This is a genomic window from uncultured Dokdonia sp. (assembly GCF_947492815.1).
Lineage (GTDB): Bacteria > Bacteroidota > Bacteroidia > Flavobacteriales > Flavobacteriaceae > Dokdonia.
Genome location: NZ_CANLOB010000007.1, coordinates 136,206 through 150,177, shown reverse-complemented (window position 1 = coordinate 150,177; position 13,972 = coordinate 136,206). Strand labels below are relative to the sequence as shown.

General features: G+C 32.6%; 14 protein-coding genes and 1 pseudogene. 9 read left to right on the top strand and 6 right to left on the bottom strand.

The genetic code is table 11. The features are described from left to right. Window positions 1-127: 127 nt before the first annotated feature. The 5 genes and pseudogenes from Q1A01_RS09440 to Q1A01_RS09420 form a co-directional block, all read right to left on the bottom strand. Window positions 128-742 carry a deoxynucleoside kinase gene (locus Q1A01_RS09440; protein WP_299679448.1) on the bottom strand — a complete coding sequence of 205 codons (615 nt, stop codon included), beginning with the start codon at window positions 740-742 and terminating at the stop codon, window positions 128-130. Window positions 743-746: 4 nt separating this feature from the next. Next, window positions 747-1,535, bottom strand: a complete 789-nt coding sequence (locus tag Q1A01_RS09435; RefSeq protein WP_299679446.1) for a hypothetical protein — start codon at window positions 1,533-1,535, stop codon at window positions 747-749. Between the two features lie 81 nt (window positions 1,536-1,616). Continuing rightward, window positions 1,617-1,730, bottom strand: a pseudogene (locus Q1A01_RS09430) (winged helix-turn-helix domain-containing protein); the annotation flags it as partial. A gap of 88 nt (window positions 1,731-1,818) precedes the next feature. Continuing rightward, window positions 1,819-2,496 carry a response regulator transcription factor gene (locus Q1A01_RS09425; RefSeq protein WP_299679444.1) on the bottom strand — a complete coding sequence of 226 codons (678 nt, stop codon included), beginning with the start codon at window positions 2,494-2,496 and terminating at the stop codon, window positions 1,819-1,821. Further along, window positions 2,489-4,081 carry a HAMP domain-containing sensor histidine kinase gene (locus Q1A01_RS09420; RefSeq protein ID WP_299679442.1) on the bottom strand — a complete coding sequence of 531 codons (1,593 nt, stop codon included), beginning with the start codon at window positions 4,079-4,081 and terminating at the stop codon, window positions 2,489-2,491. The genes Q1A01_RS09425 and Q1A01_RS09420 overlap by 8 nt, the downstream gene beginning before the upstream one ends. A 176-nt stretch (window positions 4,082-4,257) precedes the next feature. On the opposite strand from Q1A01_RS09420, the gene Q1A01_RS09415 reads away from it, so the two are divergent. The 8 genes from Q1A01_RS09415 to Q1A01_RS09380 all read left to right on the top strand — a co-directional run bounded on the left by Q1A01_RS09415 (window position 4,258) and on the right by Q1A01_RS09380 (window position 12,562). After that, the gene (locus Q1A01_RS09415) at window positions 4,258-5,394 is read left to right on the top strand and encodes a TlpA disulfide reductase family protein (protein WP_299679440.1); all 1,137 of its coding nucleotides are present in this window, start codon (window positions 4,258-4,260) and stop codon (window positions 5,392-5,394) included. Between the two features lie 46 nt (window positions 5,395-5,440). Next, complete coding sequence (locus Q1A01_RS09410; protein ID WP_299679437.1) at window positions 5,441-5,947, top strand: hypothetical protein; 507 nt, start codon at window positions 5,441-5,443, stop codon at window positions 5,945-5,947. A gap of 23 nt (window positions 5,948-5,970) precedes the next feature. Continuing rightward, complete coding sequence (locus tag Q1A01_RS09405) at window positions 5,971-6,801, top strand: GLPGLI family protein (protein WP_299679434.1); 831 nt, start codon at window positions 5,971-5,973, stop codon at window positions 6,799-6,801. A 111-nt stretch (window positions 6,802-6,912) separates the two neighbouring features. After that, window positions 6,913-7,806 (top strand): GLPGLI family protein, encoded by an 894-nt coding sequence (locus Q1A01_RS09400; protein WP_299679431.1) that lies wholly within the window; start codon window positions 6,913-6,915, stop codon window positions 7,804-7,806. Window positions 7,807-7,888: 82 nt separating this feature from the next. Further along, the gene (locus Q1A01_RS09395; protein ID WP_299679428.1) at window positions 7,889-10,657 is read left to right on the top strand and encodes a carboxypeptidase-like regulatory domain-containing protein; all 2,769 of its coding nucleotides are present in this window, start codon (window positions 7,889-7,891) and stop codon (window positions 10,655-10,657) included. Between the two features lie 97 nt (window positions 10,658-10,754). After that, entirely contained in the window at window positions 10,755-11,534 is a 780-nt protein-coding gene (locus tag Q1A01_RS09390; protein WP_299679425.1) for a TlpA disulfide reductase family protein, read from the top strand. A 33-nt stretch (window positions 11,535-11,567) separates the two neighbouring features. Beyond that, window positions 11,568-12,107: a CIA30 family protein gene (locus tag Q1A01_RS09385; protein WP_299679422.1), complete on the top strand. Its 540-nt coding sequence runs from the start codon at window positions 11,568-11,570 to the stop codon at window positions 12,105-12,107. A gap of 8 nt (window positions 12,108-12,115) precedes the next feature. After that, complete coding sequence (locus Q1A01_RS09380) at window positions 12,116-12,562, top strand: DUF1572 family protein (protein ID WP_299679419.1); 447 nt, start codon at window positions 12,116-12,118, stop codon at window positions 12,560-12,562. Window positions 12,563-12,726: 164 nt separating this feature from the next. Here the strand turns inward: Q1A01_RS09380 and Q1A01_RS09375 are convergent, their stop codons facing one another. Then, a complete protein-coding gene (locus Q1A01_RS09375; RefSeq protein WP_299679417.1) occupies window positions 12,727-13,086 on the bottom strand; it encodes a hypothetical protein in 360 nt (119 codons plus the stop codon). Window positions 13,087-13,167: 81 nt separating this feature from the next. Between Q1A01_RS09375 and Q1A01_RS09370 the strand changes: the two genes are divergently transcribed. Continuing rightward, window positions 13,168-13,779, top strand: coding sequence for a TMEM175 family protein (locus Q1A01_RS09370; protein WP_299679414.1), 612 nt, complete (start codon window positions 13,168-13,170; stop codon window positions 13,777-13,779). Window positions 13,780-13,972: the final 193 nt, after the last annotated feature.

The window sequence follows — 13,972 nt, the reverse complement described above, 5'->3', positions numbered from 1 at the left end:
TGTGACGAAAGTAATGAAATATATATAACTGAAAATTCAAGTGTATGAATGTCTCATAATCAGGTATAAAGATGTGTTTCGAGATGATATGTTTTAAAATATCATAAAATTTGTTACGCTGAAAATTTTAAAACAATCCGTGTAGCTGTGCATCAATTTTATTGATAATTTCACCTAAGTCTTCTGGATTATCTACAAAGTTAATATTGTCTACATCTATAATAAGAAGTTTTCCTTTTGTGTAATCATGTATCCAAGCCTCATAACGTTCATTAAGTCTACTTAAATAGTCAATGCTAATAGAGTTTTCATAATCACGTCCTCGTTTATGAATTTGAGATACCAAATTAGGAATAGAACTACGCAAATAAATCATTAAATCAGGAGCGTCTACAACACTTTCCATCAAATCAAAAAGAGAGCGGTAATTATTAAAATCACGATTAGTCAAAAGGCCCATCGCATGTAAGTTGGGTGCAAAAATAAAAGCATCTTCATAAATAGTACGATCCTGTATGATACTTTTTTTACTATTACGTATTTCCAATAACTGGCGAAAACGACTGTTTAAAAAGTATATCTGTAGATTAAAAGACCAACGCTCCATAGCGTTGTAAAAGTCATCTAGGTAGGGATTATCTACCACATCCTCAAATTGCGGAGTCCATTTATAATGTTTAGCAAGAAGTTTTGTGAGCGTTGTTTTTCCTGCTCCTATATTACCGGCGATTGCAATGTGCATTAGATTATTCTTTTGATAGATTGAGTCTGTAAGAGGTCAAAATTTGACCATCGTAAATATAAAGGATTTCATCCTTGATCGAAAACTGTTTTACTTTAATTTCTGGAATTTCAATATTTGAGAATTCTGATCCATTTTTCTGTGTATATATGAGTGTATCCTCTATGATAGCAAAAATATCATCATTATAAGAGGTAATTGTATGCATGTTATCATTAGTAGAAAGTGAATGAATCAAACTTCCGTATACCGTATATGAATCTATAGCGTCTTGTGTTTTAACCCAACACACATTAAAATTACTAATAAGCTCTATTGCTGGTAAGGAAGTAGGAGGAAATTCTATAATAATGTTGTTTTGATTATAGTCAAACAATTCTAATCGTTGTATATCCGTATTAAAAATCCATAGACGTCTATCACCTGCATTTGTAGCATGACTAATGTTTCTGAAATTGTCTATGGTACTAAAATTTATACGTCTAATCTCAGCTAATGTATTATCAAGAATAACAACAGTATTAGAATCCTTATAAAAAACAGTTAGTTTAAGAGGATTGATAATATCTACACTAGTAATCTCTCCTAGATTGAGTGCTGCATATTCAATAATATCGGTATCACTTTTTTTAAATAAGGTACTTTTAGAAGTATAATAGAGGTTTTGAAAATTATCGACGCCAATAAAGGAGTCACATTGTAAAGGGACTTCTTTTAGTTTGGCAACAGTATATGACTGTCCTAAAGTAATACTTTGAAAACACACTAAGAAGAAAAACACGAATACTCTCATAGGAATAAGCAAAGTACAAAAATCTAGCCGTTTTTCTGGGTACGCTTTCGCGAAAGCTTATATATGAGTATTCCCTTTACATTAGCATATAAGTTTATAACCATATCCTCTTACATTTACGATAGAGATATTGGGCTCTTCTCTTAATTTTTTGCGTAGTTTGGTGATAAATACATCCATAGATCTTCCACTAAAAACAGAAATTTTCAGGTAACGGAAAGTTTTCTATTTTTTGTGCTTCGCATATTACAAAAACTAGAAAACCACCACCCCGTTTATAGAGTTAGCATATAAGTTTATAACCATATCCTCTTACATTTACGATAGAGATATTGGGATCTTCTTTTAATTTTTTGCGTAGTTTGGTGATAAATACATCCATAGATCTTCCACTAAAAAAATCATCATCACCCCATAATTTTTTGAGGATGAGGGAGCGGTCGAGAACTTGGTTTTTGTTTTTGCACAAATGAAATAACAGATGTGCTTCCCGGTGAGTGAGGTTTTGTTCGTTTTCGCGAAAGCGTAATACCTGTTTTGGAAATTCAAAAGTATATTCCCCTATTTTTAACGTATCTGCATTCTTTTGCTCTAAACTTCTATTGAGTAAATTATTAATACGGGCAATGAGTTCTTCGATACTAAACGGTTTTTTTAAATAGTCATTTCCACCAATACTAAACCCCTCTACAACATCTGCAGTTTGAGATTTTGCAGTAAGAAATATAATAGGAATCGTATCGTCTACTTTTCGAATTTCTTTAGCTACTGTAAAACCATCCATTTTTGGCATCATCACGTCTAATACTACAATAGCTGGATGATGATCTATATATGTTTGTAATGCCGCTTGACCATCTACACATAAGGTCACATCAAAATCGCGAGTCTCTAAACTCTCTTTTACAATTTGGCCCAAAGCAGGTTCGTCTTCGGCGAGTAATAATTTTATTTTAGACATAAGGCAAAAGGATTTTAAAACGCGTTGGACTTGTCTCTACGGCAATAGTACCTTCATGTTTCTCTATGATTACTTTGGTGTAATAGAGTCCTATTCCAAAGCCTTTTACATCATGAGTGTTCCCTTTAGGTACGCGGTAGAATTTCTCGAAAATCTGAGTGACTTGAGATTTTGTAAGTGTATTTCCAGAATCTGAAATCACAATTTCTACGTTTGATTTTAATTTTTGAATCGCTATTTGAATGGTATGACCACCATATTTTATAGCATTATCTACAATGTTATCTATGGCATTCTCCATATGAAAAGCATCTACAGGAGCCCAAATATTATCTTCTTTTGTTTGAAAAATAATTTCTTTTTCAGTGTGAGTAGCTACATATTTTTGATGTATTGACTCAAGGAGATCAACGATATTCGTCTCTTGTTTATTAAGTGCTAGTGCTTCACTACGTATCGTAGCCGTTTCTAGTAATTTTTCAACCATTTCATTAAGCTTACTCACTTGCTGTGAAGACATCTCTACATACTTTTTTGTCTTCTCCATATCATTAGAGGCATTAAAATGTTGAATGCTTTCCATAGCAACACCTATCGTTGCAATAGGGGTTTTAAATTCATGTGTCATATTACTAATAAAATCATTCTTGATTTCGGCGAGTTGCTTTTGTTGCTGTATAATATGTAAGAGGTATAATAAACTGCCTATGACAGCTGCGAGTAGTAATATGGATAATGAAATACCTAATAGATTTCTTTTTAAAACAACGCCTGCAATATTTTGAACACCAGCTTTTAAAATATTTTCTTCAGGTAATAATAACGAAGATGAAATCACAACAATCTCATCTTGTAAATCTTCAAAAGTGTCTCCATAAGAAAGATTGTATTTTGTTGAGATATTCTTTCTTGATAATTCATTAGAAAACAAGGAATCAATAATTGGAACATCTACAGAGTCATCCGTAAAAGAAAGCACAATTTTAGTCGTTAAATCTTGTAGCGCATTGGTGCGTAAAGAATCTCCTGTTATTGTTTTCCCCCATCTGTATACAGTATCGTTGTGTGTGCGATTATTTAATCTTTTTAAAATAGTATCTAAACCTTCACCATCTGTACTTTTTATGGTGAACGAACTTTTAGGTTTCGAAGTATCTATTTCATAAGTACTCTGTTTAAAAGTGGCTAGAGACTTAGAAGAATTTTGTATGATAGAATCTATTTCTTGTGAAGTAGCACCCTCAATAGTAAGATAATCACCATCAATTATAGAATCTGTAATAACAATAGACGCTAAGTTATTAGTAATACCATTTGCAGTACGCTCAGTAAAACTTTTAAAACGATCTGATTTAAAAAAATCTTTGGGATTCGTTTCGTTGCTAAAAAAACCTAAGGTGTTTTGAGCTGCCTTATTTTCGTAGTAAATGCTTACCGCATCATCTAGACTTGCCTGAACATCATTAATAAGCTGTTGTTTTCCAGCTTGATAATTTTTGTAATTCCAATATACTTGTATAGCAAGTGTAATCAGGATCACACTGCTTATAAAATATAATATGGTTTTATAATTTCTTTCTTGCATACTTCAAAAGTAGGGGGTTACTTCCTTGAAAAAAAATCGGTTAACACTCGTTAACGTTGGTTAACGTAAATATCAACTAGAGATATGCACATTTGTAGTGTTGAAATATTATGACACATAAATAATAAAGAGACTCTTGTGAGATTTAATACAAACTCTTAAAACATTTTATATCTATGAAATCTATTTATACCATCTTATTATTTTCTTGCATGTTTATACTCTGTCTTTCTTGTAAAGAAGAAAAGCAGACACTTGAGATAACAGCTATATTGACTGGGTTTTCAGAAAATGCAGAGGTTACTTTAATAGATGGTATTAGTTCTAAAACACGAGTAACTACAGAGCTCAAAAGTGGAAAATTTACTCTTGTAGATACACTTTCTAAAACACCTACTTCATTAAGGTTATTAATTAAAGAAAAAGACAATAGTACAAGTATGGTGTCTTTATTTGTAGGTAATGAGAAAATAACAATAAAAGGAGATAAAAAAGATTTTTCAAATAAACTTCAAATTAAAGGATCGTTACATCAAGTGCTTAAATCTACATTAGAACAAGAGACTGCATTTTTAAATAATAAGTATGATGAAGAAATTCAAAGTATGATAGCACAACGTCAAGCAAATGCTTGGAATGATAGTTTGCAAACTGTGTATTGGGGAAAAGGAGGAGTTTTTGAAACCATAGACAATGATATTTTAAGTATAACTCAAAAGTTTATAGAAAAAAATATCAATACACATTATGGACTCAAAGTACTAAATAGTAATAAGAATAATTTATCTAAACTATTTATTGAAAATCAATTAAAAAAATTACAACCGGAATTTAAGAAGACAGAATATGTTCAAGTAATTAATACGTTTTTAGCGCATAAGCCCTTAAAAACGAATGATTACTTATATGATTTTGAAGCCGAAAATCAAGAAGGAGAGGTTGTTCAGTTTTCAGACCATTTTGATAACAAAAAGTATGTGTTATTAGAATTTTCGTCTCCACATTGTGGTTGGTGTAAAAAAGCATTGCCAGAAATAAAAAAACTGGCTAATCAAAAGTCAACAGCATTGACTATCGTAACTCTTAATGTAGAAAATGATAAAGACGACTGGATTAAAACCAGTAAAGAAAATAATGTAAACTGGTCAAGTCTATGGAATAAAAAAGGCAGAAATAGTGACGCATTTACAAAGTACAGAGTGGCTGGAACACCTACATATGTTCTTTTTGACCAAGAAGGGAAAATGATAAAAAAATGGACAGGATATGATCAATATCTTATTAAAGATATAAAAGAACATCTTACCTCATAAAATAAAAACAAACATAATCTAAACCTAAAATAAAACACGAAACACTATGAAAACTTTAATAACTCTTATGATTTTAGTGTGCGCAACGACGATAAGTATGGCACAAAGTATAGTAACAAAAGAAGTAATAACAAAGACAGAAGGAGAAGACGGAAAAGAAAGTAAAACAGTCAAGAAGTATAAGATTTTCACTACTAAGGATATAGATGTAGATATTGATGAAGACGACATGAAGGATGGTACATTAAAGAAATTAATAGAAGTGCTTTCAGAATTTGAAGAAGGAGATAGTACACATGAAAAAGTTATTGTTAAAACAATTGATATTTCAGATGACGAATCAAAATCCTATAAAGTAAAGATTCTTTCAAATGGAGAAGTAAAAACGTTAGAAGGATCGGAAGATGTTGATTTAGACGAAGTAAAAATTAAAATAAAAGAACTTTCTGCAAAATTAGAAGATAGTGATGCGATTAAACTCGTGTTGAAGACCATCGAAGAGATTGAGGAGAAAACAGAAAAGGAGGAAAAAGAAGAAAAAAAGAAAAACTAAAAATTATATAACTTTACCATATTATGAAAAATATCATCTTACTTATTTTAGTGTTTGCTTTCGCGAAAGCACACGCTCAAAACATCCAAGGAGTAGCCACTTATCAAACCCAACGTCATGTTGATATAAAAATGGATAGCACATCTGGGATGAACGATGAAATACAGAAATCAATTCAAGAGCAATTGCGTAAGCAATTCCAAAAAGAATACACATTATCGTTTAATGATGCAGCCGCTATATGGAAAGAAGAAGTAGCACTAGATAAACCTCAGGCGCCTTCTACTTCAGGAATTAGTATTGTGTTAAGTGGTAATAGCGATATCTTATATCAAAATATTAAAGACCAAACCTACACACAACAAAGTGACCTGATGGGAAAACAATTTCTAGTAGAAGACAAACTAGAAAAACCTGAGTGGAAACTTGAAAAAGAAACAAAGAATATTGGACAATACACCTGTTTTAAAGCTACTTTAACTGAAGAAGTAGAAGAACGTTCTTTTAAAAGTGTAAATGGCGAAGGAGAAGAGGAAGTAAAAACCGTAGAAAAAGTAACTACAGCTTGGTATACGCTTGATATACCTGTACAACATGGACCCGATGATTTTTGGGGATTGCCAGGTCTTATACTGGAGGTGAATGATGGAAAAATGGCCATGATGTGTACGCAAGTTGTAATTAACCCTAAAGATGGTGTAGCCCTTGAAATCCCTACAAAAGGTAAAAAGGTAAGTGAGGCAGAATATGAGAAAATCTCTGAAGAAAAAGCCAAAGAAATGATGGAGCGCTATCAAGGTGGTGGAAGAAAAAAAGGTGAACAGAGTTCCTTTTCTATCAGAATAGGAGGGTAAATAAAATTGCTGCAAATCATAAAGTATTCTTAAAAAAAGAAAGTCGCCTAAACTTTGGTTTAATTTTAAAGTCTAACCAACTAAATAAATTAAACGATGGTTTTCAAAAATATGCTAGGTGTTTTCATACTTGTAACAAGTTTGTTTACACTCACTGCGAATGCGCAAAATGTACAAGGAGTTGCTACCTATCAAACAAAGACAACAATAGATATGTCTCGTTTTACAAGAGATGGACAGCAAATGTCTGAACAACGTAAAAAACAAATTATGGAACGAATGAAAAACTTTTTAGAAAAAGAGTTTACCCTTTCGTTTACCAATAATGAATCTTTTTACAAAGAAGAAGAAAAACTAGCAACACCTGGACAAGGCGGTGGTAGATGGGGAGGAGGTTTTACACAAGGAGGCATCTATAAAAATGTAGATCAAAATATGTACTCCAGAGAAAACAATATGTTTGGGAAGACTTTCTTAATTAAGGATACTATTAATAACCTAGAATGGGAATTGGTAAAGGAAAGTAAAATGATAGGTCAGTATCCTGTCTTTAAAGCGGTTGCGACAAGAGATATCGAGCAGAATATTTGGAGTAGAATGGGACGTCGTGCTAGAGATGCTCAAAAAGCAAGAGAAAAAGCAAATGATACGCTTAAGACAGCTAGTAATGAAGATAAAGTTGCAGAAAAACCAGAACCAAAAATAGAAACAATTGTTGCTTGGTATACGCCTATGATTCCGGCAAGTCATGGACCTGATGATTTTGGAGGTCTTCCAGGACTTATTTTAGAACTGAACACCAATAATACAACGATGTTATGTACAAAAGTAGTATTGAATCCTAAAGAAGAAATTGTCATTGAAGTCCCTGAAAAAGGAAAAGAAGTAACAAGAGAAGAGTACCAAAAAATCGTAGACGAAAAAGCCAAAGAAATGGCCGAACGCTTTGGAGGTAATAACCGTCGTGGCGGTGGAAGAAGAGGCGGTGGCCGATTTGGAGGATAAGTAAAATACTTTACAGAGAAAAACAAAAGAAGTTTCCAAGGAATACATATTCTTGGGAAATCAACCAAAACACAATCACAAAATGCGTTTAAAAACTAGTATGTTGGTGTTGCTATTAGCAATGCCCTTGGGGCTCTTTGCTCAAAGTATAGAGCTTAGAGGGACTGTAAAAGACAGTATAGGAAACCCTTTAGAACTGGCAAATATCATTGCAACAAATAAAGCTGAGGGAACCCTAGAATCCTATGGAATTACAGATGCTCAAGGAAGGTATAAATTAGAATTAGCCGTAAATACAACGTATGAGCTTAAAGTAAGTTTTCTAGGATTGAAATCTGAAATTGTAGATTATACCGTTTCAGAAAATGCACAAGATGACACCAAAGATTTTGTATTAGTTTCTGATCCTAATCAGTTAGATAATGTAGAGTTGGTTTATGAAATGCCAGTGTCTGTAAAAGGAGATACGATCGTATATAATACCGATAGCTTTACCAATGGAAACGAAAAGAAACTAGGCGATGTTTTAAAGAAACTCCCGGGAGTTGAGGTTACCGATGAGGGAGAGATAGAGGTAGATGGGCAGAAGGTTTCTAAAGTAATGATAGAAGGAAAAGATTTTTTTGATGGAGATAGTAAATTGGCTACACAAAATATTCCTGCAGATGCACTTAAGAAAGTAGAGGTGTTAAAAAATTATAATGAAGTATCTCAAATGCGAGGACTTGGAAATGATCAAGATAATATAGCCATTAATTTAAAACTCAAAGAAGGGAAAAAGAACTTTTGGTTTGGTGATATAACTACTGGAGGAGGAGTAGGAGATGACGCATTTAGATATACTGTTAAGCCTAAATTGTTTTACTATAGCCCTAAAGGCAGCATTAATATTATTGGAAATTTTAATAATACAGGAGAAGTCCCTTTTACATTTAGAGACTACTTTAATTTTACAGGAGGATTTAGAGGTTTTAATCAACGAGGAGGTACGTCTTTTAATATTTCTGATGGAGGATTAGGATTTTTAACAACACAAAATAATAGGGCCAATGAGATAGAATCTGATTTTATAGGAGCTAATTTTACGTATAGTCCTTCTAAAACATGGGACCTTAGCGGATTTACAATTCTGAATGATGGTCGTACTAATTTTATAAACAACTCTTTAAATACCTTTATAAACGGAGGAGTATCTCAGGAGTTTAATGAAGTAAGTGATCAGCGTAATCAATTAGGAATGGTAAAGTTTAGTGCAGTGCATAAACCTAGTACAAACCTCCAAGTAGATTATGATGTGCTGGCAAAACTTTCTAAGCAAACAGAATTTTCTGATGGTACATCTATAGAACGATTTACAGATCCTGATGGAAACTTTGTAGAGCAAATTGATAATGTAGACCAAAGTAAAGAAAACAGTCCGTTTTCTATTAATCAGAATTTAAATGTGTATTACACGCTAAATGAGAATAATATATTTGCGGCTACTGCACAGCATCTTTTTCAAGAAGAAGATCCTTTTTATAATGCACTAGTGAGTCAGCAGCCTTTTCAATCTGTATTGCCATTAACAACAGAAGGTCAAGATCTTTTTAATGTAAATCAAGATAAGACCATACGTTCTAATAAACTAGACGCAAAAATAGATTACTATTATGTGATTAATAATAAGAGTAATATTAATCTAACTTTTGGAAGCACATTGAGTAGGCAAGATTTTAACTCTAATATCTTTCAGATTTTAGAAAATAATGGGCGTGAAGATTTTGAAAACTCACTACCAGATCCAGAGACAGGAGAAGTTGCTTCATTAGGGAATGATGTTCAATTTAATTTTAGTGATTGGTTCTTAGGCGCACACTATAAGTTTAAAACAGGTATTTATACATTTACACCTGGATTGACACTACATAGATATGGTATCAAAAGTGATCAAGCAGGGAGTGTTACAGAAGACAATCAGTGGTTGGTATTACCAGACTTTTTTGCCATAGCTCAATTTGCTCAGAGTAAAAGGTTACAATTAAATTACCAAGTAACTGCGCAATATACAGATGTAAGTAATTATGCTGAGGGGCTTGTGTTCAATAACTTTAACCGCTTGTTTAGAGGAAATCGTAATCTTGAAAACGCACTTTTTCATAATGTGAACCTAAACTATTTCAGTTTTAGTATGTTTAACTTTACAAGTATTTTTGGAGGTGTAAATTATAGCAGACGTATAGATCCAGTAAAAACAGCAGGAGTATTTCAAGGAATTGATCAAATCTCATCGCCTATAAATAACACCAATTTTGTAGATGAGACCTATGGAGGGAATGCTCGTTTTTCTAAAACATTCAAAAAATTCAAATGGAATGTACGAGGAAATGTTTCTTGGAGTGATTTGAATAATGTGATTAATGGGCAAGATCGTAATACCAAGAATTTTACACAAAACTATCAAACAAGTTTAGAGACCAATTTTAAAGAAGCGCCTAACTTTGAGATAGGATATAACTATACAAGCACACGCTCTGATAACGGATTTACCGATCGTACATTTGTTACCAATAGACCTTTTGCAAACATGGAAGTAAACTTCTTAAAAGGATTTACATTTGCGGCAGATTGGAGTTATTATGATTATGATGATAATGATGATAGTACCGATTTGAGTAATACCTATCAGTTTTTAGAAGCTAACTTGTATTATCAAAAACCAGAAAGTAAATGGGAGTTTAGAGTGCAAGCAACTAATTTACTTGATGTAGATGTGATTAGTAATAATAATGTGAATGATATTTTGATTTCGAATACAGAATATTTTGTTCAGCCTCGATATGTTATCTTTACAGTAAAGTATAATTTATAATATGCTTTTTACGCTTTCGCGAAAGCGTATTTCAGCTTTCAAGAAGTTTATGCTGAGCGAAATGAAGTGGAAAGCGTATATAAAACTGTAAACCATTATGAGAACTAAAACAATCCTACAAACCGTCTGTTTATGTATGTTATTCATATTAGTATCCTGCAAAAACGAAAAGACAACAGATAAAACTTCTTTTTTAGATGGGTTGACAGAAATTCCAAATGAAGAGATGGAAAGTCTTAGTTTTGAGATTGAAGACGTAACATTTTATAATGAAGAAGGAAATTCTTTAACACAAGATGAGGCAATGGAGTATCTTAATGGAGGTTCTTTTCCTAAACTTTATAAAAACAAAAGTGGAGAAGTTTCAGTAGGGGTACTTGCACCTCCAAGTGAGGAGCAAAAAGCGGAGATGACGAAAATGATGGCTCAGTTTGAAGAACAAGAAGCAAAGCTTCAAGAAAGTGTTGGACAGCCACTTCCAAAATTTAATCTTGTTGATTATGATGGAAAAGAAGTTACTTCTAGTGATCTTAAAGGAAAGATAACTGTTATAAACTTCTGGTTTAAAGAATGCAAACCTTGTATACATGAAATGCCAGAGCTTAATGAGCTGGTAGCGACTTATAAAGATAATCCTAATGTGCAATTTATAGGGTTTTCGACAACGGCAAAAGACCGTTTGCCTTCTTTCTTTGAAAAACATACGTTTGATTATCGTATTGTTCCAGATAGTATGCCTTATGCCATAGAAAATGGTATTACAGGATATCCTACCAACATGGTAATAGATCAAGAAGGAAATATAGTCTTCCTGAAAACTGGATTTATCCCTGGTATTGCAGATACTATAAAAGAAGAAATAGAAAACTTGCTATAATACGATAAACGAAGAATAGGTCTGGCGTTGTTCATGAAAACAAGTATACTTATAACAGCATTATTTTTTATGAACGTAGCCAATTATACAATTGATTTTGGCACTTCTTGTAGTAATTGCGATTGGTTTGTTGTGGTAGATGGAGTGATGGGAGGTCGCTCTACGGCATCGATTTCAGAAACGAAAGAGAGTATTATTTTTAGTGGAGAAATATCACTTGAAAATAATGGAGGGTTTGCATCCTACAGAAGTTCATATGGAAATTATGATCTGTCAAACTATACAGAAGTGCAGATTCGTTATAAATCTACGGGACAAAACTTTGCATTTACATTAAACAATTATCGAAGGTTTTATAAACCTAATTTTAAGCAAGAACTCCCTGTAACTAATGGAGAGTGGAAGGAAATAGCACTTCCGTTACGGAATTTTAAAAAATATAGATTAGGTAATCAACTTTCTGGAAATCCATCTGAAGAAGAGCTAGCTAGCATTATACGATTAGGGGTGATATCTAATGATAAAAAAGCAAGTGCTTTTATGATGGAGATCGATTATATTCGTTTTAAATAATATAGCAGATGGCGATACATACACTTCAGCAACTCTATAAAAGAGATCTTACGCGACTTAAAACAGAAATCACTTCTTATACTAAAGAAGAAAACTTATGGATTATAGATGGAGATATTGCAAACTCAGGAGGAAACCTCTGTTTACATTTATTAGGAAACCTCAATGCATTTATTGGTGCACAGATAGGGAAAACAGGATATGTACGTGATCGCGAATTTGAATTTACAGGAAAAAACGTTCCTGTAACGACTCTTGTAAAACAGATAGATGATACAATACAGGCTGTACAGGAAGCATTAGCACTCGTAGATAATGAGATGCTTATATCACAATACCCAATTCAAGTATTTAATGAGAAGATGACCTATGAGTTCTTTTTAATACACCTGTCATCTCACTTAACATATCATTTAGGACAGATTAATTACCACAGGCGTTTGCTGGACAATTAATACGTTATCTTGAAAACAAGATATTCTGATCTTTGAGAAAATACGTTTTAGCTTTTAGTAATCATTTTCTTAAAACTAAAACGTATTTTTATATTGATGATAGTTGAATCTGCCTCTGTAGGTAGGTTAACCTCGCTTTTTCAACAGGATCTTGGTGTAACTTTTTATTGTTCTATTTTAACAGAAATGGGGCCTCCATTAGAAATCCATCCGCCACCTATCTCATCTAGATTGATATCCAATTCGTCACTTGTATTAATACGACGTAAATCTACTCTCAATTCATCATAGGTGTCTATATTTTTGATATTTACATCTAGTTGCTCAGTAGACACTAAACGTACATTGATAGACCCATCTTCATTTATAGGAATAAGTCCGTAGTTACTATTTGTTGTTGGGATAGTAGTATTTGCTGTCGTAGCATGTGCTTCAGGAATTATGGAAATGTCTTTTAATACAATAATAGAAAGCGCAATTGCAATGACTGTTAAAATACTTTTTGTGTATAGATCGGTTTTCATAAGAATATTGTTTTTTAATTAGTAGTTGAATGTAATCAAAAATAAAGCCATATCTTTTCTGTAACTAACGATTACTATTCCATGAAAGAAATTACATATGATAAGAATCGTGTCATTAATTTTAGTGATGCGGTATTTTCTATAGTCATGACGCTTCTCATTTTAGAAGTAGCCGTACCCTCTGCAAATGCCATAAGTACGACAAAATTTACCACGTTACTATCTAATAGGATTCCCGATTTTATTGGTCTTATTGTGAGTTTCTTGGTAAGTGCGCTTTATTGGATAGGACATCTTAAATTAATGAAATACGTAAGTATTGTTAAAGGAAAGCTATTATGGCTTACTATTTTCTTTTTACTTTCTATTGTCATACTACCTTTTTCTACAGCGATGTATGTAAATGGATTTAATCATGCAGGTCCTTTTGTATTTTATTGTATCAATCTTGCGGTTATTGGATTTTTTAATTTATGGATGTTACATTATGTATACCACCAAGAGAAGCAGAAAACAGGATTTACTAGAATCTATTACCGTTGGTATCGTGCACGTGGTTTAAATGTAATGGTAGTATGGATAGTTGCCTCTTTAATAGCTTCTGCATTGCCTCTAGGTTCTCGATTGATATTCTTACTGTTATTTGTTTTTCAGTTTTTTATAGATCGTCGTTTTAAGAAAAAAATAAAGTAATAGATACTATTAGATAAATGATTTTATACGCTTTAATGCATCGGCTTTGCTCAGCATAAACTTCTTGAAAGCTGAAGTACGCTTTCGCGAAAGCGTAATTAGTAACAAAAAGAGCCATCTAAAAAGATGAGTCTTGTTAGAGCGATTTATGATAGAAATGAAAAAGAGTGTTTGAAAAGTAGTTTAAAACGTC